Genomic DNA, 26,660 nt, shown 5'->3' with positions numbered 1-26,660 from the left:
GTCGTTCAACTACCTTTCTACGTCACCTGCAGATGCCGTCATTGCCCGGAGCACCTCCGACTCGGAAGCCATCGGCGTATCCCCGGAGACCGTATGAGCCAGCATGGCTGCGGCTGCGGCAAACCTGACGATCTTCTCTGCCGCGAAGCCCTCCAGCGCACCGTGAATGATTCCACTGGCATAGGCATCTCCCGCCCCTATTCTATCATAGACGGAAAAGGTCAGCATATCAGAATAAGTAAATTGACCCCCGCGTAAAAGAAATCCGCGCAAAGAATGCTCATTACTGCTATGAATGGATCGATGAGTTCCGGCAATTACAGAGATTTGGTAACGCTCCATCACCTGCGGCAGCAGCTCCTCAAGCTGATCTTCACGTCGTTCCTTAGTTGTGTTTATCCCAAGCGTATATAGCGCATCCTGCTCATTCATCATCACAATATCCGACAGCTCAAGCATTTCCTTATAATGCGGATTGGCCTTGATATAGCCGTTATCTCCCCACAAGGAGGGCCTGTAGTTGCAGTCAAAAATCACTGTCCCGCCGCGCTGCTTGACCGCCTTGGCCAGACCCTTCATATGCTGCCGCACGCCGTCGTTCATCGCTAGTGCTATGCCGCAAAAATGCAGCGCATCGATCTCCGCGGCAATCGCTTCATAATCATAAGCATCCTGCGGCGCTGTATTGAAGCTGCTCTCTAGCCGATTCGTATACGTCACCCGGCTCGGTCTGGAGCCGAATCCATTTTCAAGGAAGTAGAGGCCCATGTATTTTCCATGACGTTGTACGAGGGAAGTATCAATCCACAGCTTGCGTAAATATGCTTCAGCAGCATCTCCAAGTGCGTTCTCCGGCAATCTTGTAATCAGCTTCCCCATATGCCCGTAGCGGGCCAGCGCTGACACTACATTGACGCCAGTCCCGGAAAAAGAATACTTAAGCGTATTTCCCTGCGACAGCAAATCATATCCCGGCACTTGAAGTCGCATCATCACTTCGCCAAAGGCTGCGATCCGCTTAGGCATATTGATCTGCCAGCCTCTTCATAATCGCGGTCAGCTCGCGAACCTGCTCGATATTGGTGTTGCCCGTGCCTTTATCGATAATCGAAGAGTACACATGCGGAATGACCTGCTTAACCCCGGCTTCCAGGGCGATCGACAGAATCGGTTCAAAGTTGTCCATATCAATGCCACCTGTCGGCTCTAATGCAAAGCCCTCTTCGGCACAGGCCGCTGCTACCGCGCGATATTCATCTTCACGGCTCAGGCCTTGCATCGGGAAGTATTTCAAAGCGTTACCGCCCATGTCCCTGACTAGGGTAATTGCCGCTTTCACAGGCACAATCGCCTGGTCGGCTCCAGCCGCACTGATAGGTCCCGTCGAAATATTCACGAAGCCCGGACGGCCGCAAGGCGAGACAAGGCTATTAATCCAGCTGTCCTTATCGCCAAGGTTGGCGCGTGTTGCACCTACTGCCGGGAACACTTGGTTGATATGGCTGCCTGGGTAATGCTTCGCTATTTTCGCCACGACAGACGCCTGACGGTTATCCCCGGCTCCCAGACCGATCGATACAGCTTCTTCAATCTCACTGCCGTATTGTTTCATCGCCTCAACAGCGTCTTCGACAGAAGAATAGTTCTTCGAGAGAACGCCGACGAGCACGTAGCCTTCCGCAGCTGCAAAAATCCCCTTCGCATTCTCAATATCCTTCGCCAGCACATTCAGGGCCACACGCCCTCTATAGAAACGTTTATCAATTAGAGCCATCTTGTTTACCTCCTGCTAATTCACGGATTCTGGATTCAATAACGTGGATGTCGTCCCCTAACAGCGGGCGCGGATCGATATCAAAATAACCCTGTCTTACCCCGTAATCCCGCGTATATACGGCAATGTCTCCATCCTTCAGACCTGTTACTACATCCTTGGCTGTTACGCCAGCTTGCTGCGGATCAATTTGAACTCTAGCCCGGAAAATAGCCCGTCCCGCCTCATCCTGCACGATCATCACTTGCACACCGGCCAGTTCGTTCAAAGGCATTAAAACTTGCAAGGTTTCTTTTTCCTGCTCGCTGTGATCTTCCTTTACCATATATTCATCCAGCGCCTGCAGCAGACCGAAGGAGGTCTCCTTCCCCACCTTCATACTGCGGCCGATGCCTGACAATTGCACCTTCACCCATTCGATATAGGTACGTCTGCCGGCAACGATGCCTGAGGTTGGACCCTCGATCGCTTTGGATCCGCTGTAAATGGCCAAATCGGAGCATTTCACGTATTTCTGCAGGTCCTCCTCAGCGGCCGCATCCACAATAAGCGGGATTCCGTTACGTTGGGCCACCGCCCACGCCTCTTCCACCGAGATCATGTTCTTCTGTACAGCATGGTGCGATTTTACATATAAAATAGCTGCGGTCTTCTCGGAGATGGCGTCCTCGATATGCTCGGCACAGCCTTCATTGGCATAACCGACCTCAACCAGCTTGCCGCCGCCCAGATAGACCATCGTCTCCACCGGAGCGCCGTACTGTACGTTATGGCCTTTGAGAATAATGATCTCATTCTGGTGGATCGGTTCCTGATGGAGCCGCTCGCTCTGGCGGCGTTCTCCTCTGGTGACGATACCAGCGACTGATAGTGCGATCCCGCTGGACGCTGAATTGACGACTACCGCCGCTTCCGAGCCCAGAATCCCGGCGATCCGGTCCCCGGCTTTATCGACCAGGTCGGCGATTTCCACATAGCTCTGCCCGCCCTGCCGCATCGCCTCCATCACAGTATCGCTTGGCGCAGATACGCCAAGAATGCTCATGCGTCCGCTGGCATTGATGACGCGCTTAAGCCCGTACTTCGCATTTAATGAATGTCCCATTCGTATACACTCCTTTGGCTTTGATGAGCTGGTTCGTCATCCGCTGTTCTCCTTCCGAATCGGTCAGTACTGCGGACTCCTGCTCCAGACTGAATAGCGTTAAGTTGGCGGTATCTCCGATACGGATGCGTCCAAGATCCGGCCGTCCTAGCCATTCGGCGGCATTCGTTGTTACGGCCGCGATGATCTGTTCAAGCGGATAGCCCAGCAGCAGGAATTTGGACAACACATGGGCCATGCTGTACACCGGACCGTTTAAGCGATTGCCACGGTATATATCCGTGCTGATCGTATTGGGCGCAATGCCAAATTGCTTGGCCGCTTCCGCCACCTTGAATGAGAAGCTGGCTGTTCCATGGCCAACATCCAGATGTACACCCCGTGCTATCGCATCCTGCAGTACCTGGAGCGGCTGTCCCTGCTCATCGAACAGATTGTTCTTCTTGCCATTTAAATAGTGCGTAATAATATCTTTTCGCTCTAATAATGGAATTACCTCCGTAATGTCCGGAGGAGCCGAACCGATATGTACCATTAACGGCAACTCAGTCTCATTGGATAACCTCCGCGCCGTCTGCAGCGGCTTGATCCCGTTCCCACCGACCACGCTGTTGCTGATCCGCGCCTTCAGGCCGACGATCACATCGCAGAACGTATCCACTGAAGCGAGTACCTTGCCGCGGTCAATCCATTCAAGATTGGAGAGCTCGTCGACTCTTTTTAAGCCGATCCGAGAAATGTTCAGGAATGCGAACAGATTGGTCATCGCTTCCTGACTGCTTCGGGCCAGATCAACGATCCGGTCCGCCCCACAGCTACCAGCATCGACGATCGTCGTGACACCCTGCTTCACGCCAATTTCGTCGATCTCGTCGCCATAAGGATCGAACTCCGGAAAAGCATGCACATGCATGTCAATCCAGCCGCTGGAGACATAGTCTCCCTGGCCGTTGTACACGGTGATGCCGTCTACTGTTTGACTCAGATTAGGCGTTCCCAGTCTACCGTAAACGGTAGTACCGTCATCCGATTGACTCTGTGCGGGGATACCCTGGCCGACCGGAGTGATCCCGACAATTCTGCCATCCTCAATCATGATATCGATTTCCTCTCCATCTACGCGCCTCACGTTGTGGAGAATTAATCTATCATCCATCCCTCTCACCACATTTCGTATATAAGGTAGTTCAAAAAGTCCACTTTTGTCCGCTCCTCAGTCCCTAACTTCATCCAACCTTCTCGGTGCTGAAAACCGGACTTTTTGAACCCACAACGTAACATTATAATGTTTAACATAGCACGGAATGGGCAATTAGTAAATATAACGTTATAATGTTTATGGAGAAACTTTTTTGAGTAATATCCCTCTATAAGTACGTGTTCAAAAGCGGACTTTTTGAACTACCTCTATAAATATGTTATGAAATGAGCTATACTAAGGTAAAATAAGTAAGGAGCCGTGCGCGAACACGACTCCTCGTACAATAACTGCATAAAGAGCAGTCGGCCGCTAAAGTTGAGGTCGAGATAGACCGTTTCCTTTGGCGAGGGCGGTCTATTTCTTTTTCATGTAGGTAAGAAGCGCCAGAATGAACATGCCGAACATGAACATTAAGGAAAGAGCGTCTTTGACCTCCAAGGGCATCACCTCCCTCCACGGGAGATTAGCCGACCACCCATATAGCCGTATATTGTACTCTCAAAATTATTTCATAATAGAATCCAATAAAGACAAAATATTGAATACTAAGTTAGCCAAATGATTTGAAAATTATATGATTATGACTGTGCCTCCTATAAACCAGACATAATAGTTAGAGAGAAAGTTTGGTCAAGTACGCGAGAAAGGGGACATCATGTCATGCCCAAATCGAAGAATGGATTCCGGGGTTGGGGAAGAGCGGTATTATGGATTTGTCTGTTCGGCATTCTGCTGGCTTGCTGCTATGTAATGTTCATGTTGATAAAATAACAAAGAAATCGCCCCTCCGATCACAGGACCGAACGGGCGATTTCCAAATCTAGTATTCAATTGATTCAGTCCTCTCCGGTAACTATAAACTGATAGAGGGATTATAGATTGTATCCACCACTATTAGGCTTGGTCGGGTTAGAGATAATGCCTAGAGTAGCCAGGAGGCCAAGGATTACATCCGTAATGGCCAGAATATCCTGTTTCATCACATCGGTTAAGTCAAACAGTCCTGTCAAATGTCCAAGAAGTTGAACGAGGAGCAGGACTTGGGATACAATACTCACCCATAACGCGTAGTTGCGCCATCTTTTCTTGATCATATTATTGACCTCCTTGCTCGATCCGTTTCAGTCTGTCATCCAGATCACTAATTCTTGCCGAACTACCTGCAATCAGCTTGAGGAAATTCGCTCTAAGTCTATTGACCACGATTGCTGTCTCTTCTCTTGTTATTGCCGCTCCGGGTCTCTTTCCATCGAAATAACCATTCGCCTTGGCTTCCGCCCAGTCTTTTGCAGCCCAATCACTGACTTGATTCACATCGCGCTCGCCCACTTTCGGCTCCTCCTTCTTAGGACCGTATTTATTCCTTAGCTCAGCCTCGGTACCATCAAATTCATTCAGATCCACCTGTCCATTAATCCCGCCCACGATTCTCGAACCATTAGGCAGCGTGCCTCCGCTTTGACCGTCGCTATATTGCCAGAACGTCCAGCGAGTCCAACCGGATGCGTCAACAGGGGTTTGAGTGCTATATCGTGCAATCCAGAGCGGGTATTGGTTCAGTCCACTAAAGTTGCCAATGAACGCCGGATAGGTATAGAGCATTGGTGTAACGCCAGTCAATCGTCCGATTTCATTCAGAAAAGCCTTCGCAACCGCAGTAGCTCCCGCCGTGCTTAAACCTCCGGATTTCGATTCATAATCTAGTACCGGGGGAAGATCGAATTTTACTTCTGCCGACTGGATCGCGTTGTAGAACAATTGCGCTGCTGATTTCGCCGCGGCTTCTGTCATCACGGAATTATCCAAATAATGATAGGCACCGATCATCAATCCCGCAGCCTTTGCTCCTCGGGCATTTTCGATAAACTTCGCATCCACGCTGTTCTGTGTGGCTTTGATAAAAGCGAATGATATTCCGCTCGCCGCCACCTTCGGCCAATCGATCTTGCCCTGCCAATGGGAGACGTCAATACCTTGGGCATTGCCTTGTTTTCTCGCCTGCATCGCTATCACTTCCTTTACTGTAAAATATGCTAGGTTATAGCCAATTGGCTTGTACTCAAGCCCCGCCCTGCAACTTAATCACCGTTAAAATAGCCCCGACAACAATCGTAATGATCGACGCCGCGATGGTGCGCCAGAGCCACTTCTGAGCATCTTCAATCTTGTCCAATCGATGGTGTGCTGACCGTGCCGAGGATAGCGCCTCTACCGCCGTCTCATTGGCAGCAATCGCCCGATCCAGCTTATCGTCCATATTGTCCACCTTCGTCTCTACTATTGCTAATCGTTGAATCACTTCAGTTTGTCCCCCGTCCATCCGCCTTCCCCCTTAAATCAAATAGCCCCCGGTATCCCGAGGGCATAAAAATAGCACGCTCCATGTAGGGCGTGCTTTAAACTGCTGTTCCGTTGACAACTTCCGCAACTACTGTTTTAAGATTATACAGTGCCGGAACTTGGTCTAGTGAATATGTTCCAGTCATAACCAGGCTGACCCAAACCTTAACTAATCCACTGTTCTTATCGAATGTCATCGTCCATCACCTCCCATCGGGGCTGCGATCATCATCGTTAGCTCTGCGATCGCTTGCTTATTCTCGATGTCTGATGCCTTCAGCTCGTCTACCTTGACGGACAGAGGCTTCCTGTAAACAGGTTCCGTTGGCTCCGTCTTGCCTGGATCTGAATAACTAAACTCCAGTTTTAGCGTTTCAGGGTTAACCCGATACCCGTTGCATTCTGCAAAGTCCTGTGCGTACTGTCCGTAGTCTAGCTGCAAGCAGCCTATTGTCTCCGGCACTCGTCCGGCAAGCGCTCGATATGTCGCAAAGTCTTCCTCTTGCGTAGTTTCTCGCACATATCCAAAATGCTCGCCTGTATTTACCAAAACATTACCGGTTACCCTATCATAGTATATTTTTCTTTCTACTCTCTTCATCACGAATCAGCCTCCAATGCAATATATTCATACTGATCCATATAATCAACGGGAACTACACATGATATAACATTAGGGGCATACCTTAAACGATATCCCTCTATCGATGGACTAGCATTCTCATAAGCAGTAATAAACATTGCTCGTGATAGGGCCGCTGACGGTGACATGTCATACTCCGTGACAAATGTAAGATGGGTAGCGTATCCGCTATATTTTCTCAAAATAATTAGCCCGGGCTTAAATCCTAGATTATTAATAAACACTTCGTAAACATCAGTTTGTATAAGAGTCACCCAGTTGAGATAACCCACTTTCGTTGCACCAGGAGTGACTAATCCTCTTGCGAATCTCTTACCTGTGATTATTTGCCCAATCTTAGCCGCCAACTGCGCAAATGTATCGCTGCCTGATGCTTGTACCCCTTTGCCAGTAATAGCGGCAGCGACCGCATTTTTTCCATCACTGACATTTGTAAAAAGCTCGTTTATCGCGGCAACTGTGTTTGTCTTGGCTGTTGTGAGCAGGCTTGAAAGCGTGCCAACAGCATTATCTACGGTATCCTTACGAGCAATGTCATCAGCAGCCGATGGCGCTGCAATCTTTGCCCGGCCTGCACTGTCCTTGATAACAAGACGGCTTGTGGCTGATGCATCAATCTCTTGTAAAGTGATTCCTTTTGTCATATGTGTGATCAACTCTCCTTACACTTATAATTCAAACGCAGACCATATAATGTCTGCTTACTCTATTGCTTGAACAAGATCCTTTGATTTAAATGTTCTAATCATCTTCAACACCCTTCGAATTGTTTTAGGTTACCAGTGTTCAACTTGCTTACCTCTCGATTAATATCCTACTTATTCATACGCATATGTTTCAACGACATAACCAGTACTACCACCTCCTGAGAAAGGGAATACGAACTCGAAGCCTCCGTTTGTTATGGCACCATATCTATACCACGACATCACATTTGTTAAAAAATTAGCGTTGTCGCTAGTTACCCCATACACTAGTCCTGTTCTCTCACTTCTTTCAGGTGTATGTCTTGGGATTGTAGATATATACAGAACATATTCATCATAAGTGCTACCCTTTCGATAAATCTTAGCTACAACCATCGAGGGGGTAAAACTCATTCCAGTGACCTTGTGAACGGTGGAGGCGGAGATGTTGTTGGGATATTCGGTAATACCATGTTCGTATCTTTTTCCGGTCACAATCTGCCCAATCTTAGTTGCCAATAGCGCTGGTGTATCATTGACCGATGCAACCACGCCCTTGTTTGTTATCTGCGTTGCTATAGCGGTCTTATCCGCTGTAGTTAAGCGCTCAAGGTTCCCAGTAACTCCAAAAATTGTCTTATCCTTTGGCAAGTTGCTTGCAATTAGATTGGCATCCCCTTTAACCAAACCAGACCCATTATGATATCCTGCTGGAATTGTTTGATCTGACGCGCTAGGTGTTATTGTCTCAGCCCCTTGATTTGGCATTGTGCCTGTCAGACCATTCGCGCCAATATTACTAAACGTCTTCCCTGCCAATACATCCCCAACCGCTGCGTTACCAGTCGCCTTAATTACTGTAGTCATCTTGCTAATAAGCGTGTCCCAACTATCCGCTGTGGACGCCGATACTCCTAGGGCAACGAGGGCGTCCACGACTTCTTTTTTACGCTCATTGCCAGCTTGAAAAACCTCGTCTAGCTGATCTTGCAATCCATTGACCCGATTAATCGGAACACTATCCACGGCCAACACCGCGCCATTGATCGCGCCGTCCGGGCCGATAGGAACGTTCTTCAGGACGACCATTGTCACCTCAGACGAAGCAGCCACGCCGGATAGAAGGTTGATCTTTGCCCGCTGCGTGACCTGTCCAGCTCCATCGCGGACGGTATTGGTCACGGTGTACTGAGTAGCGTCCAAGACTGCCCGGTTAATAGCTACTAGCAAGGTGTCAGTATTCGCATCGAATAGATCAAGCGGAATCTCGAACACCTTCTGATTATCGGCTGTGGCCGTCACCAGCAGCGGGTAGCTGACTAGCTTAGGGATTCCTGTCTCAGTGACCAGGCTGATCTGTTGATCGGTATAGGACTTCGCCTGAAGGGCTGCGTCTTTGACGGCCTTCGGTGTTGCTGCCCGATCTTCGACTCCACTGTCCGTTGCACTGGAGAGCAGCACTTTACCTTTGACGGTTAGCGAAGCATCGGGGATGTCAACCTGGCCCATGGCCGCATCGATCTTATCCCAGTTGTCATTAAGCATGGTCTTTATATTAAATGTATCGTCCCCATCGGTCACAGGGTCTTTTTTCAATAAATTAAGATTAGGTGTATTACTGGCCAACCGGACCACCTCCTGCAAATTTACTTAATGGTATCTGCTCCATTTGGTTGAGCGTTATCACCCCATGAATGTCTCTAAGCAATAAGTAGCTGAATTCATACTCCACCTTCAAATGCGCCGGCTTGATCTCCTCGATGACCATCTTCAGATCATCCAGGTTAGGTGGCACGCCGATCGTATCCACGAACTTAATAGTGAAGCTCCACTCGGCAGGCTGAAATGATACATCTACGGTTCCGCCATCGTAAGCTTCGGCCACGTTCTTCACGAGCCGTCCGGAGAATTGCCCGGCCCCGCGCAGCTTGGATTCCACCAACGCACGGCGCTGCTCAATCGGCTTAGCCAACTCCGTGGTCAATCCGAGCTCTTGCTCCCAACGATCCAACCCCCAAGTAGCCGTCCGCACAAATAACTGATCCAGCGTCTCATCCAACGCTTTATAGAACTCATCCAGTTCTGTGCCTTTAGCGTCCATATCAGACTGCATAACCCGAGAGCTTTCATAGTACCCCGGCAAATAAGAGAACATTTCTCGTCCCTTAGGGCTTGTGATTTGAAAATACCGAAAGCTACTCATAAACATTCACCGTCCCCAGAACAGCGACCTGTCCTGGTGAAATTTCGATATTTGCGTTATCCTTGCCATTAACGGTCAGGTTCGTATAATCTACGATGGACGGGAGATCCAGTAATACGGCAGCAATCCGCGTGTAACGGACCAACGTATCCGTAAAAGCCAATTGCTTCAAATAAGCGCAAACTCCATCCTCGATATAACCCCTGACTTCTTCCATCGTTGACCCTGCTGCGAGTGTCAATTGCACCGAAATTTCAATGGGGACCTCTTGCGCACCCATGACTGTAACCACAGGCCCCGCAGGAGCAACACCTTCTCCCTGGCCGTCCATGGTCGGATCAATATGCTTCTGTGCAGCTGCAACAATTTCTGCATTTGCCGTACGTTTATCAGCATCGAGCAGATAAATTCCAACCGTACCTGGTCCTTTCCAAAGCGGAATCACCTGAACGCCACCAACTCCGGCGACTTCTCCGGCCCATTTCATATATTGGGCTTTATTGCCGCTTGTTCCTTGGTTGCGGACCTGGGCATAAAACCGCTCCAGCAGCAATTCATCTGACTCAACGTCCGTACCGCCCGAAGTTGCATTCGGATTGATCACTGCCGTGATCCCGCTGATCGACGTTGACATCACGTTAATAACACCCGCAGGCACATTACCGCTTCGGCCAGCAACTAATGCCTTGATAGGAACAACACCAGTTCCATCGGCCCCCAGAGTAACAGCTTCCAACGTTTTGTACTCAATGGATGCCTCATCTGTAATCTCATCTGCCGGAGTTGCCACAGCTGTCCCTGTCGGGACATTCGTTCCCGGTATCCCCGAGAACATGACCTTGCCCGTTGCCGCAACCGCGGCACGCCGGGTAAGTCCATGCTCTGCGACCCTCAGATCCAGGTACTCGCCGTAAGTCGTACTCGCGAAGCCGCGCTGCAGCACCTGTTGCCCCCAGACAGCTGCATCGGCCAACATAAATGCCACCGGTGCCTGTGAGTCCCAAATAAAAGAGCCCTCGGATTTATCAATATCCGCGGGCACTCGTTCCAGCATGCGCTGCATAATTTCATCTTCTGTCTGCTCCTGTAAAAAAAGCGGCAGCTCAGCCATCAGCTCACGCTCCCTTCTAAAGTGAACTGCTCATCATGCACATTTCTAATCTGACAAGAGAAATGACATCCGTCTTCCCGCCAGCTAAAAGTAAAACCATCCACACTCAGCGTGCGGGGATCAACCATTAGTGTCTCCGTCACCATTCGCTGAATTTCGCTCTCCTGTACAGCACGGCTATAGCCTCTGCCGATCAATTCATCCAATTCCTGCCCATATTGGCGTGAATAGATTAGATGCCTATACCGTGATGTACGAATCGCTTTCTGACACCACATTACCCAAGCGTCCATCCCGTCCACCTGGGCTATTTTTCGCGTAGGTGTCATGACGAATTCTCCAGCATCAAAGTCGAAGCGCCAGCTCCGGCCTAGAATCACCTCGTCCTCCAACAATTCTGGACTCCCGGAATCTTCCCAGGATTGCTCCATACTTTCCGGAAAAAGATTAGCCACCGCCGCTCACCACCTTACAGAGCACAATCGCATCATTCCCCCCGTTAATAGGCAGAGCCAGCACCCGGTCCCCCGGGGCATATTTCAAGGTCAGCGATACTTCCTTCGTCTCAGAGGCTTGAAAAGAAAACTTTTCTTCTCCTTCTCCCAAGGTTGTCGTCCCGATCAGCTCCAGATCAGGCAATTTCAATGTTCCAGGAAATTCAGCAACATAATAATCCTTGATTTCATGCTTGAACTGATCCAGCTTAAGTCCAGTTGCCGTTAACGTTCCAAGATCCGTTGCAAGGCCGGAAAGAACCTCGCTGGCCTTCTTCATCGCATTATCGCGAAAAGCAACAGCAAGTGCTGTATAAGGATCAACTGTCAAGAAAATACCTCCTTTTCACATCCGCCAAGGTCGTTAAATCTAGTGTCATATGGCCCGGATTCCCTAGTTCATGGGTTACACCCGTTACGATCAACTGCTGACCGCCCCAGCTTACCCTGTCTCCAGCACGTATGGTGTTCAAATCTATACACTGGACGGTGTAAGTTTCCCCGATTCCTGTCAGCTTGGATTGGGCCAATTTCTTGGCGGCCTCTGCCGATTTGACGTCATCATCTTGAACGATCCGCTGGAGAACGCCATACTTCGCTGTCTCTCCCGTAGCGATAGCTAGTACCCTGGAAGGTGCGTCTTCCTTGCCATCTGCTGCCCCAAGCACTTTCACCTTTGTGACCGTCTCTTCCAAGGTCCGGTTTTGAGTGGATGACTCGATTCCTCCCAGCACCCACACCGTTTCATTGCTGCCGATCTTGAACAGCCCGAGACCTGAAGGTGTCATCCGTGGGATGTACATGTCACCCCCAGCTTTTACGGTTTCCTTCAAATCAGACATGATCATGTTATAGATCGTCTGCGCACGGTAAACGGCTTTCTTTAATCTCTGCTTCGTATCAGGGATTGAGGAAGCCAGCTTGATATTCCAATCGGCCGCATATTTCTTGAGACGCTGGGTTGCCGTTCCTCCTGCCGAGAAAAGACATTCGTCCTCAGATCGTGCCAAATAAATCGTCCTGTCATAAAAACTCACCCTCATATGTTTGCTCTGATCAACACTGCTTGAGCATTCCCAGACCACACCAGGATGAAGTAAATAAACCTTGCTTGAACCCCCAAACGGGGTTCCGCTCACCCTGATCTCCTGCCCAGGCTCAATCCCGGGGAAGTCGGCAGGAATTTTCATATTAAACGTTCCTTGGTACGAGATCATATCCAGCGAATCAGTCAAAGATATACTCTCAATCAGCCCACCCAAATAATATTTGTTCTGCAGCACAACCTCATAGCTCATCATGGCAGCACCAGCTTTTGTCCCGGCTTGATCTTGTTCGGATCTTTACCGATCGTTTTAGCGTTAGCTTTATAGATCGCCTGCCATTTCGAACTGCTGCCTAGCTCTAGCTTGGCGATTTTGGAGAGAGTATCTCCGGACTTGACCGTGTAGGTCTTGGCCGCCTGCTTCGTATCGCTTCGATTGGATGCGCTGTTCTTAGCTTGAGCTGCTGCAGAATTGTGTACCTTCATCTCCTGCCAAGTGCGAGCCGTTATCTCAAAGTACACATCCCCGGGCTCACCGCCCTTGAACGTGCTGTTGTGAGCCGATAGCATAACTAGCACATTGACCGCTGTATCGGAAATGATCAACCGGACTGGCCGTTTACTGTTCATCATCGAAGTGATTTGATTCATAGCAACCTGCGGATCGGGCAAGTTTTCATAATTGCAGTACCCCGGATCATAAGCTGCCGGAAAAAAAGAAGAGAAGGCGATTTCCTTCACCCTCTCTCCGATCGGGAAATCATATTCCCCAAGCGCTACGATATTAATTGTCTCCAGAGCTTTCCCCCGGGTAATCGTAATCTCTTCGGGATTCACCGGAAAATAAAAATCCTTACCCGCCGAATCGATTAAGTGGATTTCCACCGCTCATCCCTCCTTTAACTCATATTCATCATCGCAAATCGAACCTGATTGGCGATCATGCTGCCTGTCTTTTGGGCAATATCGTCGTAGTTGATCTCATCTTTCTGGACTGTGAGGTTGATGGCACCAGGTGTAAGTGAGACGTTGATCTCTGGTGGAGACGCTGGTGTTTGGGCTTGCACGGTATTTTGAGGCGTATAACTAGATCTGAGTCCTTCTGGTAAAATGGGGTGGGGGTTATTCGAGACTTTGTTAACCGCTTGTGTCTTTGTGGCAATATCGTCGATTTTAGGCGCTTTTTTCTTTTTGAATAAACCTGATAGACTTGAATATGAATCGTATAAGAATCCCCCAAGTTTGTCTCCAAGATATCCGCCTGCCACTGACCCAACTGCAGCACCTACAAAGTTCCCCACTCCTGGACCTAGGAATGTGCCAGCCGCTCCCCCAAGCGTTCCGCCAACTCCAGATAAAATCGCTGAGGTAGCCGCTTTCGTCTTATCGCGATTCGAATCGGCTGTAGCTATTGATGCTACATCAAGTGCTACTCCGAGACCAGGTAACCGAGCCAGCTTACCTGCTTTTCCTAACCATTTTGTCCCCTTACCAAGCCACTGTTTGCTTTTGCCAAGCCATTTACCGCCTTGCTCGAGCGTCTTGGAACCCATATCTTTAGCCCATGTGGTTCCTTTACTTACTAAGTTCTTCCCTCCATCGATCCACCCTGGAGCTTTCTTGGCGATCCAATCTTTACCTTTATCTAATATAGAACCAATTCCTTCCATGGCTCCGGGTAGAGAAGCTCCTAGTATGCCTCCTCCAAATCGGCGCATCCCTCGAGTTCCAGAACGAGGGCCAGCTCCCATGCGTCTTGAGGATCTTCCAGGATCTACATCCGCTTGTCCAGAAGCTCTGTTGCGAAATCTTCCATTTCTTCTTCCGTTTTTATTCTTGTTGCCCTTCTTTCCACCTTCGGGGGATCCATAGTCCCCTCCGTACATACCGCCACCGTATCCGCCTCTGCCTCCACCACATTTACAGATACAGATGCATTTGCTAACTCCAGAGTCTTTTTTTCCTAGCAATTTTTTAATGAGATCTTTTATATAATCTTTGGCTAGATCTTTGGTAATATCTTTGACAAAACCTATTAAGCCATCGACTAATCGTTTTATCCAGCCCGGTTCTTTATCACCATCGGGCTTATCTTTGTCTTTACCTAGAGTTCCAATGAATATTTGGTTTAGGTTTAGCGTCATTTTCTGAGAGCTAATAGAGGCCGAGAAAGATTTATTATAAGCATCTCCAGCCTTCTTACCCAACTCCGTATAAAGTGAAACATCCCCCAGTACATTACCCAAAGGCGTCCCTACAACAGACACGCGCCAAGGTGTTCTCGTTAACTGAACCAAGGAGTCACGAATTTTTGAAATACGAGCTGATGAATTATCAATCAGCCAAACAATAGGATTAGCGCTCATCCGGTCAAGCAGAGTTATCCTGTGTGTGATTAACCTGGCTTTTGCAGAGAAACGATCATCCAATGAAATTACGGGTGTCATTCTCGTTCGGCCCAGAACGGCGGCCCGTCGCTGGGTCTGCTGCAGCAATTTGTCCATGCTTCGCAGCTTTTTCTCTGACTGTTCAATATCACGGTCATTGATGACAATGTCGATTTCCTTCTGAGGCATAAGCCACCTCCTTCCTTCCTCATTCACGCCTGATATTTAACCTCAGGTTGAGGGAGAAGAGTTCAACAACTCCAGCTCCCTCTCCGAAAAGGCTCTTAATAACAGGCGCTCTCCTTTGGGAAGAGACCAATACACCCCGGGGCGAAGACTATGCCGTGTCCATAAATGGAAGAGCAGCGTTGTCGTGCCGCCGGAGTCTATTAGTTTTTTATGTCTTCAATGTCAACCCCAAAGCCGGAAATTTCGAGTACTTTATCACCCACGGCATCCAATTCCCCAGCCAAAAGCATTCGCCGGACCGCCTCTTCACCACCGGACAGTTTCAAACGGCTAATCAAACGGTCATCGCCCCATCCGCTCAGCTTCAGGGCCTGCTCCTGACCGCCATCCAGCTTCTTCACAACTTCAAGTGCCGAGGTAGCTTCTTTGATCAACGCCGCGTTGAACAGCTCGCTATCGATCTTTTCTGTAACCTGTCCCTTGGTTGTCTTGCGGATCGTACAACGTTCGCGGATAGCATCCACCTTGCTAGAAGTTAATCCACGTAGCGTAATCCTCAGACTTAGGCGCCCAATAAAAATAGTCTCTTCCGGCAAATTCGCTGCCGTCTCGAAGAGACCATCCAAAATTTCCTGCTCATTCAGTTGTTCATTCAAACTCATAGCTGAGCTTCCTCCTTATTAATCTTCGTTCAATAACAATCCCGTCGGTTAAGATGCAACGATCGGGTCAAGCAACTCGTAGGATTCAAACGTAAACGCCGTTTCCTCAACAACCTCTTCACCCGCGGTCCAGTTGGCGAGCTGGATTTTATCGACCATGCATCCGTTCAGTTGAATGCGTTCAAAGCCATATGCCTCAGGGTCATCCAGCTTATTGATGATCGAGAACTTCTGGAATCCCCGCGTAATCATATCCGAGGTTACTTTGTAGCCGCTCATCGTGCCGGTTCCTTTTTTGCGTCCTAATTTAAATACGGTATATTCTGTACCAACGAGATTCAGTTCCCGCTTGTCCGCTTCGACATTCGCCTCCAGATGATTCAAGTTCGACTGCCAGACTCCATCGATAAAAATCTGACCGAACGTCCCCATAATAATGCGGCCTGGATCAAGATATTGTGCCATATTGTTATCCCCCTAATAATCGATTTATTGTACGTAAAATGTTCCGAAAATTTGTTCCATTACATCGGTATCATCCGCCGTCCATGCCAGGAAGACCTGATCGTCCTCAGGAACGAACTGCGCTCCGTTGCCATAAAAACGAGGATCAAGCGTTACATCAAACCCGGTGGATTCGATCACATTTTCCAGAGCTAAGGTCTGCAAATACTGCTTACCAGCACTGATCAAGGCGAGACGACCTTCTTCCGTGTTATTCACTTTACCGATATAGTGATCCTCGGCGGTCTTTTGCAGATCCGAGTTGATCTGGTCAATGACGCGAATCTTGCGGATCTTCTTCCAGCCTCTGTTCTTGCCTTCACCCAGCGTATTCAGACTGTTTACGCCGCGAAGTACCTTGACCTTACGACCATCATGCACCAGCAAAAATACCCCGTTCTGCACGCCCTGCTCCTGCTCGGAACGAGTCCAGCGGCGAGTCACATCCTCAAACGGCGCTACAGCATAAGTAGTCGACTCCTTCAAGGACTGACCGGCAATCAAACCGGCTACCCAAGCGGCCACCTGGGAGGAAGAATATTCTTTGCCGTTCATTTTTGCCCCGGTACCTACGTTAACGATCCCTTCATAATCGCTGGCCATACTGCGGGCAGTCGCTTTATTTACCGCATCACTGGCCGTATCCTCGGCTGCTGTGCCGCCCAGTGTGGCAATAATTCCTTTGCCCTCGCCGCGTACACGCTTCACCCAAGCAACAATGCTGGTCCGCAGTGCTGCATCTGTAACACCATCGAGCGTAAGCACATGGAAATCCTGAGTCTCAAAAGCTTCCGTAGCCTTGATATAATCGGCATTAGTAATGCCTGAGATTCCACTCTCTCCGCCTGCAAAGGCTTCACCCGATACATCCGCGAGTGTGCCCTCCCCTATTTTCTCAGCTACAACCCATTGATTGCCCGTGTCTTCATTAATAGCAGCTACGGCCTGTGCCGTCTCTCCGCTTCCGATTGTAATCGTCCGCAACAACTTGCCGCCTTCATACAGCTTCAATTCCTTGGTATCAGCGATGACCGGGCTTGGCTGAATCGTAACCTTAAAGTCATTGCCGCGTTTACCAGGATACTTCGCTTTCAGAGTAATTGCATCTGCTGGACTGGACTCAGTATTTTTCAAATGAATAGTGGCCTCTGCCGCAGAACTGTCCGCCAGACGATAAGCCAGCAGCTTGTTCGGTCCGCCGAGCAATGCAAGATATAAAGTGGAGAATGCTGTTGCTCCATCTGTCTCATTGTCAGTAAACATCTCTCGGATCGCTGTTTCGCTATTTACCTCAACAAACTGACCGACGGGACCCCAATGCGATTTGACGGGGGCAACGACAACACCACGTGCTCCAGATTGAATTGCCGTTCCGGCCGCGCTCACAAAATTCATATACAAACCGGGTAGCACCGGTTGATTCGTTATACTCCAAGTTCCTCCTGCCATATTACAGCACCTTCTTCCTTAAAAATTGTTGGACAAGCTCTTCGGCTTCCTCAATACGAAATGCATCCTGCTTCATGCCTGCTACAGCCCCAGCCAATACTTCAGGCTTCACGCCGAGAATGGGCTCCGAATTCTCCATCATTTCTTGCAGTGAATACAGCGGCGAGGATGCCTCTTTGGGTTGTGCGATTCTTTTCTTGAATAGCAAGTGTCTCACCTCAAATTGGATTCATAATGTACAAATTGCATCAATGGCCCCTCCGTACCAGCAGGCTGACGGTTAGTTCTTCCACTCAAAGTAACCGTGAGCGGCCCTTCACCTTGATTCGTGTAACCATCAGCCGTTACTTTGGTATTCACCTTCGGCTCGGAAACGTTTAGATAACGTCGATCGGCTTCGTCCATCGGCAGCCTGGTTGATGTCCCTAGGGCCTCAAGAAGCTGCAGAAGAGCGGCATGCTCCTGGTTGGAATCAACGCCTTGAATAAAAGCGGTCAAGCGCTTTTGAATTTCAAAGGATGATGTTCCTTTGGGCGTGATATCCATCTCGCTAACTCTCCACATTACAGCAGGTACAGATGGCTGAAGTGGCCAGACGCCGCTGTATATGGACCACTCTTTTCCCAGGAGATCTTGTGTCCAAGCTACTATAGCGGACAGCCAGCCGTCGCTTGTCACTGGACTCTCTACCGTTAAAGGGCGAGGGATGACGGCAGAGAAGTTCAAAGTACGCTTGATTGCTTGCTTCTCATCGTCGACAACGTCGTATGTGGATTGTTGCGGATAAAAAGTTAGCCACTTGTTGGTAGCCTCGTCTTCTAATAGTTGATTGTTTAGCGTCTTTTTGATGGACTCAGCTGTGGTGTTAAGCTGTTCAGGACTGGCCTTGTCTACGTATAAGATGACTTCGATCGGATACCGCAACCCTTTCCACGGGCTACCACCGCTATCTGTAGAAGAAGCTAAAATAACGTATGGTTTTGCATTGCTGACCTCGACTTGTTCCGAGACATGGTAAACGGCCTTCAATTCCGGCACAGATTCCAGCAACCTGCTTCGGATCGCGTTTAATGGATAGATGACAATTTGACTCACCTCCTTTCAGGGGTGGGGGGTAATCAATTGAGCCCAGAAATTGGAGTTAGGCAAAAACACCTATCCAAACTTTTGTAATCCATTTAATCACCTAACCACCCTATTTATACAAGATTCCATAAGAATAACCCCCGGAGGCCGAGGGTTTCAAAGTTTTAAAACAAAAGTTAAATAAGCTATAATCCTAATGCATACCAACTACTTATATTTGCACTAATAGTAGTATAGGAATAGGTATATGGACTGACACTAATAGTGAATCCATTAGGCGACCACGTAATAGAAGCGGATACCTCTAAGTTGGAATCACCATCCCTGCCTGTGGTGGTAGATGAACTAAGTCTGGAAGAGGTATTAACTCCTTTAATAAAATATGCATCGCCAGAAACGCTGACAGATCTAGCGTTCCAAGGATCAGAATCATAATAGCTTCTAAAATTGCCGTTGTATTTAATCATTACTACCAAGGGACTAAAAGCTAAGTTGTTTATTTCTACAGAATTTCCTCCTGTATTTCCAGAAGCCTGTTTGATATTAATCTGTCCAATTTTTTGAGCTAATACCAAGTTTGTATCTGCCGCACTAGCTGCCACACCTTTTGCCACAATTGCCGATATTATTGCATTGCGATCTGCTGTCGTTAATCGTTCCAATAGTCCAGTGACACCAAAGATGCTTATATCTTTAGGAAGATTACCCGCTACTAGATTAGCATCACCTTTTACATAACCAGTACCATCATGATATCCAGCTAAAATGGCTTGGTTTGATGTACTTGGGGTTATCACCTTAGAACCTTGATTCGGCATCGTGCCGGTTAATCCGTTTCCAGTAGCATTGCTAAATGTCTTTCCTGCCAGCACATCCCTAATTGTAGAATTTCCAGTTGCTTTAATTACTGTGGCCATCTTGCTAATAAGTGCAGACCAACTTTCCTCTAAGGACGCCGATACTCCAATGGCAATGAGGGCGTCCACAACTTCTTTCTTACGCTCATTGCCAGCTTGAAAAGCTGCCTCGGCTCTATCAAATGCGTCCTTTACCGCCTTCTCCGTCGCCGCGACATCTTCTCGTGTCCCGGTTGTCGAATTAGATAACTGCACTATCCCAGGTTGGGTTAAAGAAGCCGGAGGTATTTCAACATTACTCAAATCACTACGTAAATCATTAATCTCTTGCCCAAGGTTATTCATATCTTCAGGCTTTACAACATCCGTTAATCTCCAATCCGTTTTAGCCATTAGAGCTTACCTCCTTCACTTGGATGTTTTGTAGAAGCAACGTATCTGTGGCTATTGGAACGTATACATTGTTGCTGCTTATCACATTATTATCTCTATCCTTCAGCTCAATTTTATTTACGGTATTTACTAGAGCAGCAGGGACAATGTACTGCATTGCTATCATTGATCCCTTTACTTCTTTAATCGTGAAATTTAGTATCTCTACCGTATCGTTCAATACTACTTTTGCAATCTTTCCATTTGTGTAATTGGCTATATCGGACAAAAAAGTACTAGCAATCATTTAACTACCACCTCCGCACCTAGCTCAGCGAAAACTTTGCTTCCCAAATGCCAGCCCCCGTCCAATCTATAATTCCAAGCGAGATTTCTTTTAGTGATATGTTCACTTAATATAAGTTCATCTTCCAAACCTGTCTGCTGTTGATATATCAGATTTACAGGTTTCACAACTCTTACTGTATGCTCAACCTCTTTAAATACAGCGGCATTCTCCATACTAGTAGTAACCGTAAGAACGAAATTTTGTGGGTCTACGCTAACAATGACTAGCCCCGCCCCCACCAAAAAATCCAGCCTCTGCTGCAAATACCTCACGGTAAACGGTGGTTTGGTCGAGTAGCGGTTGATCAGGCGTTTGCGGCGGAAGTCCAGGGTCTCGGCTTTGGGATCCGCCTGGATGCCGAGCATTTTCTCGCGCCGCTTGATCGCCTGCTCCGAGGCAGTCAGTACGAACTGATCCTGCAGCAGCCGCTCCATTGCCTGTTCAACGCTCAGCAGTTCCTGGGTCTCCGTCTTCGTAAGCTCACGAAAATCGAGAATATCATGGTAATATTCCGGCAAGTATTCCAGCAGCCTATTCATCCAGTGTCACCTTCCCCAACAGAGGAATCTGCTCCTCGGTGAGCTGAATATTTCCGGCCTGGCCATTAAGCAGTGTGTGACTAACATCAACGACTCCGGCTACCGTCAAAATACGAGCATCGATTTGCGCGACACGCACGGCCAGAGCCGATTCATGGGCCCAATTTTGCCTAAGCTGTCCAAAATAAGACTGCAGAGCCTCCTCCACATCACTCTGGACCTGTCCAATCGTAGTATCATTCGCCAGCGTAAGCGTAGCTATTACATCAATTACGACGCCTTCCGCCCCAGCAACCGTCACCGTATGACCGATGGGAGCAAGGCCGATCCCCTCTCCATGATTCATCTCCGGGTCAAGGATGGTCTGCACTTCCTCAATCAGTTCCTGAGATGGAGAAGTATACTGCGACGAGATCATCGTCACCTTCACAGTCCCACCACCATTCCAGACCGGGAATATTTTCACCCCGCCGACTCCGTCCATCGCACTGATCTTCTGCTTGTAATCGGCGACATTTCCGCCAAAAGGCTGCTCATTAACTACCTCAAGATACCTCTGGCGCAATGCTTCATCGCTCTCCGCATCTTCCCCAGGAACAAGTACCTCTCCCAACTCAGCACGGGCAAGACCGTCAACGTACTCGATCGGCAGCAGCGTTCCGAATTCCTGATTTCCAGCGGTTCCCGCCGTCTCGCACTCGAGTACCCACTCCCCAGTCTTAATTTTACTGATCGCTATATAATCAAGGTCACGAATCGAGAACCGGCTGCCGATCGGAACATCCATCGGGACCTGCCCGGATGCAATAAACAGCCCCTTCCGCCTTGCCTTGGTCGCCGGCTCACGTTCAATCCCGAACTCCAGCGTCCGCCTCTCCAAATACTCTCCTGTAGCTGTATCTGCAAAAGACAGATTATTGTTCACATCCAGTTCCATATACATCTGGGCCATCTCAGCCGCCGCAGGAGCCAGCGCATCATAAATGATGCTTCCCTCCCGCTTATCGATCTGCTCCGGCACCCGTTCCAGCATCCGCCGCAAAATCGCTTCATACGTCTGATTCTCATACATTTGCATTCACCTCCATCCGAAAATCGCCGTAAATCGAGTGGAGCAAGAAGGATGCCACCGCTTGATCGTCCTTAATATCTACCTGAAAATCCGTAATCCCGGATATTCGGTCGTCTTGCAGAAGGGCTTCGGTTACACGTCTGTTCAGGTCGGATCTGACATAACCACTACTCCTGCCAATCAAGCTATGTCCCTCAAAGCCATAATCATTGCCATAGATCAAATGAGCAAATCTCTCCGTCTGCAGAATCTTATAGGCGGCTTGTTTTACTGCATCAAGCCCATCTGTCATTCCGGCCATACGGTTATTCTGGAAATCCAGCCTATAGGTTCGACTCGTCTCCTGAGTCTCCTCCAGCTCAGGGGTCAAGCTGCCTCCAATCGGTATCATGACTTCACCACCCGATCCCATACGACATATTTCTGCCCGCCTTGAACGCGCAACAGGAGAACTGAATCTCCCACTTGCAGACCTTTTCGGATAACCACTTTCTCTAGTAACGCCTCCTTCGTAGGGGCCTCACTTGTGTCGTGTTTATGCTTCAGGTCAATTTCATATCTTTGCAGCCTTTCCGTCACAACCAAAAAATCCTCTTCGAGCGTGAATCGTTGATCGACATTCACCTCAAGAGGATTAACTTTTACCACAGTCCCGAACATGACCGCCACCGGATTTCCGGCGCCCACGGCTTCACTGCCGAGCCTTCTTATTTTATCTCCAAGTGCCATTAAATCACCTTCAAATCCAAGCTAATCGTATAATCTACCCCGCTGAAGCGATGCGAGCACTCTTCGACCAAATAGAATTGATCGATGCCCAAATCAGCAATTCTCACGTTAATATAGGAGCCGGCCCTGACGGATGGATTGCCGAGAGCCTCAAGCTTGAGCTTTTTCGTCTCACGGTTCTTTAGCTGCTGCAGCTGCTCAATCAGCTTTTTGATCTGGGCTTCATTCATATTGTCATCGACCTTCTGAAAATACTGCAGCCGCCCCCACTTGGCAATATTCGCACTGTCCTCAGCGGCGTATACGTCGCGATGACCCGTCTGCTTATTGTCTTGCACCAGCTTGAAGCGGTTATATGTCTCATTATCGATACTCTTCTCAAAAGAATAACTGTACATAGAAGCTTCATCGCCAATCACCAGATTGAGCCTCATATCCTTGGCATCACGTACCGCCAGCGCCCCGAATTCATCAAAAAAGTTATAAATATTCCCCGTATTAATAACGGTATGATCGAATGCTTTGCAAATAATATCGATCAGCTTCTGATTATCCTCAACCATCGAAGGGATGCGGTACTTCGTATCGACGACATGCCCCCACTTCAGGCCCGTATCATCCGCAATGCGCTTAACGATGGCTGCGGCAGTCATATTCTTGAACACATAGGTTTCATTCGTGGACAAATAGCGGATCTGGTCATAGCATTTGACCTTGATCTGTTCCTCTTGATCGCTTCCGATCGTAAATACATATCCGTAAAAAATAGGCGTACCATCCCACTTCGCCCTTACGATATCCCCATTGTTGATCTTGATATTATCGGCAGCAATAAAGGAAAAATCAAAGCTGCCCGGCTTGCCGACCCGGGAGGTTTTCCAGGTTGCATCCGTGACCAGCTCGGATATATCCCATATAGAGCCTTCCTTGTTATCCAGCAGCAATTCCAGCATATGGATGCCCCTCCCTCTTACGGCAGCTTAATGACCTTACCAATCGGTAATTTCCTCAGTTCGCTATCCTTAATGCCATTCAGCTTCTGAATCTGCTTATACTTGGCTCCGTCGCCAAGAAACTTCTTGGCCACCTTCCAAAGCGAGTCCCCGGCTACCAATGTATAAGTCTTGGGCTGAACTCTCGTATCTGGACGGGGCTTCGATTCGGTGCTGCTCTTATTAGTGGTCTTGGCTCCCTCTTTGGTATCTTTCACAATCTCCGTCTTCGTTGCCGCATAGAAACGGTATTCCTTAAACGAAATTTGATACTTGATATCGCCAACCGCCCCGCTGCTTTCGGACCAAGAAAACTTCTCGACGCTGACATACATCGCTATATCGATGGCTCCGCCAGTAAAGACCAGACGCATCGGCTGCTTGGAACGCGACCATTCCTGAATCTTCTCCACATAGTGCTTCGGCTCGAATAACCTTTGTTCCGCAACACTCGCCCCCGGGAACCAACTCGCCGGAAATATGCCCTCAAAAGACAACTCGGCAAGCTTTACATTCCTGAGCACGTTGATCTCACCGAGCTTCGATATGTCATAGGTTTTATGATTACCGGATTCGGAAACCTCAATCTTGGCTGGCAGCACCGGAAATTCAATCGCTTCTTTCTCGTTATTGTAAGAGAGCGTCATAGAATATTTATTCATCTCATCCATACACCCCCGCAGCGGAAGCGGCGATTTCCTCTTCCAGAGTTTGTTCTATCCGGGCTACGATCGTATCGATATCCGCACCGTTGTTCACTGGGCCTGTCGTTACCTGGACAGTTGGAGTGAGGGAGACAAAATTCTGAATCGATTTCATCTCAGCCAGCTCCCGCATCATTTTCAGATCCTCACTGCTGATATCTACCGAATTCTCGACTTGCCCTACCTTATCGACTCTTCCGACATTGGGGATGGAGTTGGCATTAGCCGCACCCGAAGCGAAGCCGCCAGATGGATTAGCTCCTCCCATTGGGTTCGTTAACCCATTTGACCCGTAAGGATCAGGTGTGAATTGCATCCCTTTCTTGCCGAAATTGTCAAATTGGCCTTTGACCGAGCTGATTAAATCACCTGTAAGACCGGCTCCTAGAGTATTGCCCTTCGCAAAATATTCAGATGTCTGTTTATACTCCATGCGGTTAACTTTAAATAAATCCTTATTGCTTACTGGCTCCTCCATCCCATCCATCAGACCCTTAAACGAGTCACTTATCGCATGGATATTATCCGCATCGAATAAATTAGCAGTGCTAAATTTCGTACCGAAGATTTTATTGACACCCTCAACCAGCTTGTTGAAACCCTTCAACGCACCGTTAATGCCCTCAATAATTACCTTCATGAAGCCACCAGCAAAATCCTCAGCTGACCGAAGCATATTGTACATGTATCCGCCAAAGGTCATCGCTAAGTCATAAATTAATTTTTTGACAGCAAAGATCGGATCAATGAACAGGTTAGCTAAAAATTCAACAAATGATGCAAAGAGATTGTACAGTAAAGCTACTGTATTGTAGATGTAAGCATAGAGTGCAAAAAACACTCCTGTTACAAAGCCGACGATTTGTTCAGCTGAAACTCCAAAATACAACAGTGCACCAACTAGTGCTCCCACCGCAAGAATGATTAGGGTAATCGGCCAATTGGCTACCATCCAGGCTATGGCCTGTGCAGCAATTGGCGCTACCATCGCCCATAGTTGTGCAATAAGCTGACCGGCATCACTGTTAAAGAATTCGTTCATCTTAGCTATAACCGGATCAAGATAACTCAGAGCACTGTTTTTGAGAATATTGAAGCTATCCCCAACCGTCATCGGCATCTGCGAAAATTTATCTTCAATGTCACCGGATGCAGCAAACATCGAGTTCTTTAACACATCGGCTGTAATCGCGCCACTTGCCGCTAGGTCCATGAGCTCAGATTTACTCTTCCCCGTATAATTTGATAATGAATCGATAATTTGGGGAGCAGTATCTAATAGTGTACTGAAATCGCTCTTTCCCATCGTTCCCGATGCCATAATGGAAGTAATCTGATCAGTTACGGCTTGTTGATTTTCAGGCTGTACACCGCCAACCCGGAATGACTTCTGCATTAACTCATGAAATGCAATCAGCTCGTCATTGCTTTTAAATGCAGATAGGGCTGCTTGCCCCATTTTTCCGATGCTATTAGCAATCTCCATGTAACTGCCCCCGGATCGTTGAGCAGAAGCAAATACTTTATCCTGGAGTTGTTTCGTAGTTTGTAAATTATCGTTAATCGAATCCAGTCTAGAGAAAGTATCCATATAATCCTCGGTAAAGGACTTTGCCGATTTAAGCTTCTCGATCACAGACTCGGTATTAAATTTCTTAAGGAAATCAGAAATTTTACTTCCGGACTTCTCCACACTTTTATTGAGATTTTCCTGTGCTTCAGTGGTTTTCTCGATACCATCCGTTATTTTTTCTTCCGCTTTAGCAACTTCATTCTGAACATATACAATCGTTTGAAAAGTATTGTGAGTCTGATTTAAGGTCTGATTAAAATTGTTAACGGTCTGATTGAGAGTATTCGTTACTTTGGTGAGCTCAAGATTCAATGTATTCGTAATATCGGTTATTCCGAGATTGAGTGTATTTGAAATATCTGCAAGACCTACATTTAATGTATTATTAAAATTCTGTACCGGCTTAGAGCCTTTACCGAATAAGTTCAGTGCACCCATCAATGTCGCCATTTCCACGCCTCCTTTCAAAAATAGTAAAGAGCACTCCCAATACCATTTCTCCGAAAGTGCTCTAAAAAACTAAACCGTAGGCGAGGTAATTCCTACGGTTACTTTTTATTTAATTTGGACTCCGCCTGAATCCGCACCTGAATC

At 48.1% G+C, this 26,660-nt stretch carries 33 protein-coding genes; all 33 read right to left on the bottom strand.

Going from position 1 to position 26,660, the window contains the following annotated elements:
* Positions 1 to 9 precede the first annotated feature (9 nt).
* Complete coding sequence (locus ABD014_RS10460) at positions 10 to 1,026, bottom strand: sugar kinase (protein WP_343860630.1); 1,017 nt, start codon at positions 1,024 to 1,026, stop codon at positions 10 to 12.
* On the bottom strand, positions 1,019 to 1,774 hold the full coding sequence (gene dagF / locus ABD014_RS10455) for a 2-dehydro-3-deoxy-phosphogluconate aldolase (RefSeq protein WP_343860628.1): 756 nt from the start codon (positions 1,772 to 1,774) through the stop codon (positions 1,019 to 1,021). The genes ABD014_RS10460 and dagF overlap by 8 nt, the downstream gene beginning before the upstream one ends.
* Entirely contained in the window at positions 1,761 to 2,879 is a 1,119-nt protein-coding gene (locus ABD014_RS10450; protein ID WP_343860626.1) for a DgaE family pyridoxal phosphate-dependent ammonia lyase, read from the bottom strand. Before ABD014_RS10450 ends, dagF begins: the two co-directional genes overlap by 14 nt.
* Entirely contained in the window at positions 2,845 to 4,035 is a 1,191-nt protein-coding gene (locus ABD014_RS10445; RefSeq protein WP_343860624.1) for an amidohydrolase/deacetylase family metallohydrolase, read from the bottom strand. Before ABD014_RS10445 ends, ABD014_RS10450 begins: the two co-directional genes overlap by 35 nt.
* Before the next feature lie 399 nt (positions 4,036 to 4,434).
* On the bottom strand, positions 4,435 to 4,518 hold the full coding sequence (locus tag ABD014_RS10440) for a putative holin-like toxin (RefSeq protein ID WP_220687457.1): 84 nt from the start codon (positions 4,516 to 4,518) through the stop codon (positions 4,435 to 4,437).
* Between the two features lie 434 nt (positions 4,519 to 4,952).
* On the bottom strand, positions 4,953 to 5,174 hold the full coding sequence (locus ABD014_RS10435; protein ID WP_343860622.1) for a phage holin: 222 nt from the start codon (positions 5,172 to 5,174) through the stop codon (positions 4,953 to 4,955).
* A 1-nt stretch (position 5,175) separates the two neighbouring features.
* The gene (locus ABD014_RS10430) at positions 5,176 to 6,084 is read right to left on the bottom strand and encodes a glycoside hydrolase family 25 protein (protein WP_343860619.1); all 909 of its coding nucleotides are present in this window, start codon (positions 6,082 to 6,084) and stop codon (positions 5,176 to 5,178) included.
* A gap of 55 nt (positions 6,085 to 6,139) precedes the next feature.
* Positions 6,140 to 6,400: a hemolysin XhlA family protein gene (locus ABD014_RS10425; RefSeq protein WP_343860617.1), complete on the bottom strand. Its 261-nt coding sequence runs from the start codon at positions 6,398 to 6,400 to the stop codon at positions 6,140 to 6,142.
* A gap of 76 nt (positions 6,401 to 6,476) precedes the next feature.
* Positions 6,477 to 6,617, bottom strand: coding sequence for a hypothetical protein (locus ABD014_RS10420; protein WP_343860615.1), 141 nt, complete (start codon positions 6,615 to 6,617; stop codon positions 6,477 to 6,479).
* Complete coding sequence (locus tag ABD014_RS10415) at positions 6,614 to 7,021, bottom strand: hypothetical protein (RefSeq protein ID WP_343860613.1); 408 nt, start codon at positions 7,019 to 7,021, stop codon at positions 6,614 to 6,616. The genes ABD014_RS10420 and ABD014_RS10415 overlap by 4 nt, the downstream gene beginning before the upstream one ends.
* A complete protein-coding gene (locus tag ABD014_RS10410; protein WP_343860611.1) occupies positions 7,021 to 7,707 on the bottom strand; it encodes a hypothetical protein in 687 nt (228 codons plus the stop codon). Before ABD014_RS10410 ends, ABD014_RS10415 begins: the two co-directional genes overlap by 1 nt.
* 174 nt (positions 7,708 to 7,881) lie before the next feature.
* Entirely contained in the window at positions 7,882 to 9,375 is a 1,494-nt protein-coding gene (locus tag ABD014_RS10405; protein WP_343860609.1) for a phage tail protein, read from the bottom strand.
* Entirely contained in the window at positions 9,365 to 9,952 is a 588-nt protein-coding gene (locus tag ABD014_RS10400; protein WP_343860607.1) for a YmfQ family protein, read from the bottom strand. Before ABD014_RS10400 ends, ABD014_RS10405 begins: the two co-directional genes overlap by 11 nt.
* A complete protein-coding gene (locus ABD014_RS10395) occupies positions 9,945 to 11,063 on the bottom strand; it encodes a baseplate J/gp47 family protein (RefSeq protein ID WP_343860605.1) in 1,119 nt (372 codons plus the stop codon). Before ABD014_RS10395 ends, ABD014_RS10400 begins: the two co-directional genes overlap by 8 nt.
* A complete protein-coding gene (locus ABD014_RS10390; RefSeq protein ID WP_343860603.1) occupies positions 11,063 to 11,518 on the bottom strand; it encodes a DUF2634 domain-containing protein in 456 nt (151 codons plus the stop codon). Before ABD014_RS10390 ends, ABD014_RS10395 begins: the two co-directional genes overlap by 1 nt.
* A complete protein-coding gene (locus ABD014_RS10385) occupies positions 11,511 to 11,888 on the bottom strand; it encodes a hypothetical protein (RefSeq protein WP_343860601.1) in 378 nt (125 codons plus the stop codon). The genes ABD014_RS10390 and ABD014_RS10385 overlap by 8 nt, the downstream gene beginning before the upstream one ends.
* Positions 11,878 to 12,855 carry an XkdQ/YqbQ family protein gene (locus ABD014_RS10380; RefSeq protein ID WP_343860700.1) on the bottom strand — a complete coding sequence of 326 codons (978 nt, stop codon included), beginning with the start codon at positions 12,853 to 12,855 and terminating at the stop codon, positions 11,878 to 11,880. The genes ABD014_RS10385 and ABD014_RS10380 overlap by 11 nt, the downstream gene beginning before the upstream one ends.
* Positions 12,855 to 13,487 carry a LysM peptidoglycan-binding domain-containing protein gene (locus ABD014_RS10375; RefSeq protein ID WP_343860599.1) on the bottom strand — a complete coding sequence of 211 codons (633 nt, stop codon included), beginning with the start codon at positions 13,485 to 13,487 and terminating at the stop codon, positions 12,855 to 12,857. The genes ABD014_RS10380 and ABD014_RS10375 overlap by 1 nt, the downstream gene beginning before the upstream one ends.
* Positions 13,488 to 13,501: 14 nt before the next feature.
* A complete protein-coding gene (locus ABD014_RS10370) occupies positions 13,502 to 15,178 on the bottom strand; it encodes a hypothetical protein (RefSeq protein WP_343860597.1) in 1,677 nt (558 codons plus the stop codon).
* 200 nt (positions 15,179 to 15,378) lie between these two features.
* Complete coding sequence (locus tag ABD014_RS10365) at positions 15,379 to 15,840, bottom strand: phage tail assembly chaperone (protein WP_126996714.1); 462 nt, start codon at positions 15,838 to 15,840, stop codon at positions 15,379 to 15,381.
* Between the two features lie 48 nt (positions 15,841 to 15,888).
* Positions 15,889 to 16,305: a phage tail tube protein gene (locus tag ABD014_RS10360; protein ID WP_068782244.1), complete on the bottom strand. Its 417-nt coding sequence runs from the start codon at positions 16,303 to 16,305 to the stop codon at positions 15,889 to 15,891.
* Between the two features lie 24 nt (positions 16,306 to 16,329).
* The gene (locus ABD014_RS10355; protein ID WP_343860593.1) at positions 16,330 to 17,793 is read right to left on the bottom strand and encodes a phage tail sheath family protein; all 1,464 of its coding nucleotides are present in this window, start codon (positions 17,791 to 17,793) and stop codon (positions 16,330 to 16,332) included.
* 1 nt (position 17,794) lies between these two features.
* Positions 17,795 to 18,001 (bottom strand): YqzN/YkzM domain-containing protein, encoded by a 207-nt coding sequence (locus ABD014_RS10350; protein ID WP_343860591.1) that lies wholly within the window; start codon positions 17,999 to 18,001, stop codon positions 17,795 to 17,797.
* Positions 18,002 to 18,006: 5 nt separating this feature from the next.
* Positions 18,007 to 18,831, bottom strand: coding sequence for a hypothetical protein (locus tag ABD014_RS10345; RefSeq protein ID WP_343860589.1), 825 nt, complete (start codon positions 18,829 to 18,831; stop codon positions 18,007 to 18,009).
* A gap of 233 nt (positions 18,832 to 19,064) precedes the next feature.
* Positions 19,065 to 20,129: a phage tail protein gene (locus ABD014_RS10340; protein ID WP_343860587.1), complete on the bottom strand. Its 1,065-nt coding sequence runs from the start codon at positions 20,127 to 20,129 to the stop codon at positions 19,065 to 19,067.
* Positions 20,122 to 20,415, bottom strand: coding sequence for a ketopantoate hydroxymethyltransferase (locus tag ABD014_RS10335; RefSeq protein WP_343860585.1), 294 nt, complete (start codon positions 20,413 to 20,415; stop codon positions 20,122 to 20,124). The genes ABD014_RS10340 and ABD014_RS10335 overlap by 8 nt, the downstream gene beginning before the upstream one ends.
* The gene (locus ABD014_RS10330; RefSeq protein WP_343860583.1) at positions 20,412 to 20,996 is read right to left on the bottom strand and encodes a putative phage tail protein; all 585 of its coding nucleotides are present in this window, start codon (positions 20,994 to 20,996) and stop codon (positions 20,412 to 20,414) included. Before ABD014_RS10330 ends, ABD014_RS10335 begins: the two co-directional genes overlap by 4 nt.
* Entirely contained in the window at positions 20,989 to 22,068 is a 1,080-nt protein-coding gene (locus tag ABD014_RS10325; RefSeq protein WP_343860581.1) for a baseplate J/gp47 family protein, read from the bottom strand. Before ABD014_RS10325 ends, ABD014_RS10330 begins: the two co-directional genes overlap by 8 nt.
* On the bottom strand, positions 22,061 to 22,459 hold the full coding sequence (locus tag ABD014_RS10320; RefSeq protein ID WP_343860579.1) for a DUF2634 domain-containing protein: 399 nt from the start codon (positions 22,457 to 22,459) through the stop codon (positions 22,061 to 22,063). Before ABD014_RS10320 ends, ABD014_RS10325 begins: the two co-directional genes overlap by 8 nt.
* Positions 22,456 to 22,797: a DUF2577 domain-containing protein gene (locus tag ABD014_RS10315; RefSeq protein WP_126996692.1), complete on the bottom strand. Its 342-nt coding sequence runs from the start codon at positions 22,795 to 22,797 to the stop codon at positions 22,456 to 22,458. Before ABD014_RS10315 ends, ABD014_RS10320 begins: the two co-directional genes overlap by 4 nt.
* Positions 22,797 to 23,750 (bottom strand): XkdQ/YqbQ family protein, encoded by a 954-nt coding sequence (locus ABD014_RS10310; RefSeq protein ID WP_343860576.1) that lies wholly within the window; start codon positions 23,748 to 23,750, stop codon positions 22,797 to 22,799. The genes ABD014_RS10315 and ABD014_RS10310 overlap by 1 nt, the downstream gene beginning before the upstream one ends.
* A gap of 17 nt (positions 23,751 to 23,767) precedes the next feature.
* Positions 23,768 to 24,451: a LysM peptidoglycan-binding domain-containing protein gene (locus tag ABD014_RS10305; RefSeq protein ID WP_343860574.1), complete on the bottom strand. Its 684-nt coding sequence runs from the start codon at positions 24,449 to 24,451 to the stop codon at positions 23,768 to 23,770.
* Position 24,452: 1 nt separating this feature from the next.
* Complete coding sequence (locus tag ABD014_RS10300; RefSeq protein WP_343860572.1) at positions 24,453 to 26,516, bottom strand: tape measure protein; 2,064 nt, start codon at positions 26,514 to 26,516, stop codon at positions 24,453 to 24,455.
* Positions 26,517 to 26,660 lie beyond the last annotated feature (144 nt).

The sequence above is a fragment of the Paenibacillus motobuensis genome, assembly GCF_039521865.1.
GTDB lineage: Bacteria > Bacillota > Bacilli > Paenibacillales > Paenibacillaceae > Fontibacillus > Fontibacillus motobuensis.
Note: the sequence above shows the minus strand (reverse complement) of the source record. Positions and strands in the feature narration are given on the sequence as shown.

Bases quoted from the DNA above. Each gene is read 5' to 3' on its own strand.
- ABD014_RS10305 (WP_343860574.1), bottom strand. From the start codon at position 24,451: ATGAATAAATATTCTATGACGCTCTCTTACAATAACGAGAAAGAAGCG.
- ABD014_RS10430 (WP_343860619.1), bottom strand. From the start codon at position 6,084: ATGCAGGCGAGAAAACAAGGCAATGCCCAAGGTATTGACGTCTCCCAT.
- ABD014_RS10415 (WP_343860613.1), bottom strand. From the start codon at position 7,021: ATGAAGAGAGTAGAAAGAAAAATATACTATGATAGGGTAACCGGTAAT.
- ABD014_RS10450 (WP_343860626.1), bottom strand. From the start codon at position 2,879: ATGGGACATTCATTAAATGCGAAGTACGGGCTTAAGCGCGTCATCAAT.
- ABD014_RS10340 (WP_343860587.1), bottom strand. From the start codon at position 20,129: ATGGCTAAAACGGATTGGAGATTAACGGATGTTGTAAAGCCTGAAGAT.
- ABD014_RS10420 (WP_343860615.1), bottom strand. From the start codon at position 6,617: ATGACATTCGATAAGAACAGTGGATTAGTTAAGGTTTGGGTCAGCCTG.
- ABD014_RS10460 (WP_343860630.1), bottom strand. From the start codon at position 1,026: ATGCCTAAGCGGATCGCAGCCTTTGGCGAAGTGATGATGCGACTTCAA.
- ABD014_RS10365 (WP_126996714.1), bottom strand. From the start codon at position 15,840: ATGAGTTTGAATGAACAACTGAATGAGCAGGAAATTTTGGATGGTCTC.
- ABD014_RS10410 (WP_343860611.1), bottom strand. From the start codon at position 7,707: ATGACAAAAGGAATCACTTTACAAGAGATTGATGCATCAGCCACAAGC.
- ABD014_RS10435 (WP_343860622.1), bottom strand. From the start codon at position 5,174: ATGATCAAGAAAAGATGGCGCAACTACGCGTTATGGGTGAGTATTGTA.
- ABD014_RS10315 (WP_126996692.1), bottom strand. From the start codon at position 22,797: ATGGCACTTGGAGATAAAATAAGAAGGCTCGGCAGTGAAGCCGTGGGC.
- ABD014_RS10370 (WP_343860597.1), bottom strand. From the start codon at position 15,178: ATGCCTCAGAAGGAAATCGACATTGTCATCAATGACCGTGATATTGAA.
- dagF (WP_343860628.1), bottom strand. From the start codon at position 1,774: ATGGCTCTAATTGATAAACGTTTCTATAGAGGGCGTGTGGCCCTGAAT.
- ABD014_RS10445 (WP_343860624.1), bottom strand. From the start codon at position 4,035: ATGGATGATAGATTAATTCTCCACAACGTGAGGCGCGTAGATGGAGAG.
- ABD014_RS10320 (WP_343860579.1), bottom strand. From the start codon at position 22,459: ATGATACCGATTGGAGGCAGCTTGACCCCTGAGCTGGAGGAGACTCAG.
- ABD014_RS10300 (WP_343860572.1), bottom strand. From the start codon at position 26,516: ATGGCGACATTGATGGGTGCACTGAACTTATTCGGTAAAGGCTCTAAG.
- ABD014_RS10355 (WP_343860593.1), bottom strand. From the start codon at position 17,793: ATGGCAGGAGGAACTTGGAGTATAACGAATCAACCGGTGCTACCCGGT.
- ABD014_RS10400 (WP_343860607.1), bottom strand. From the start codon at position 9,952: ATGAGTAGCTTTCGGTATTTTCAAATCACAAGCCCTAAGGGACGAGAA.
- ABD014_RS10380 (WP_343860700.1), bottom strand. From the start codon at position 12,855: ATGAGCTATGAGGTTGTGCTGCAGAACAAATATTATTTGGGTGGGCTG.
- ABD014_RS10310 (WP_343860576.1), bottom strand. From the start codon at position 23,750: ATGCTGGAATTGCTGCTGGATAACAAGGAAGGCTCTATATGGGATATA.
- ABD014_RS10325 (WP_343860581.1), bottom strand. From the start codon at position 22,068: ATGTATGAGAATCAGACGTATGAAGCGATTTTGCGGCGGATGCTGGAA.
- ABD014_RS10330 (WP_343860583.1), bottom strand. From the start codon at position 20,996: ATGAATAGGCTGCTGGAATACTTGCCGGAATATTACCATGATATTCTC.
- ABD014_RS10360 (WP_068782244.1), bottom strand. From the start codon at position 16,305: ATGGCACAATATCTTGATCCAGGCCGCATTATTATGGGGACGTTCGGT.
- ABD014_RS10335 (WP_343860585.1), bottom strand. From the start codon at position 20,415: ATGATTGCTAGTACTTTTTTGTCCGATATAGCCAATTACACAAATGGA.
- ABD014_RS10395 (WP_343860605.1), bottom strand. From the start codon at position 11,063: ATGGCTGAGCTGCCGCTTTTTTTACAGGAGCAGACAGAAGATGAAATT.
- ABD014_RS10425 (WP_343860617.1), bottom strand. From the start codon at position 6,400: ATGGACGGGGGACAAACTGAAGTGATTCAACGATTAGCAATAGTAGAG.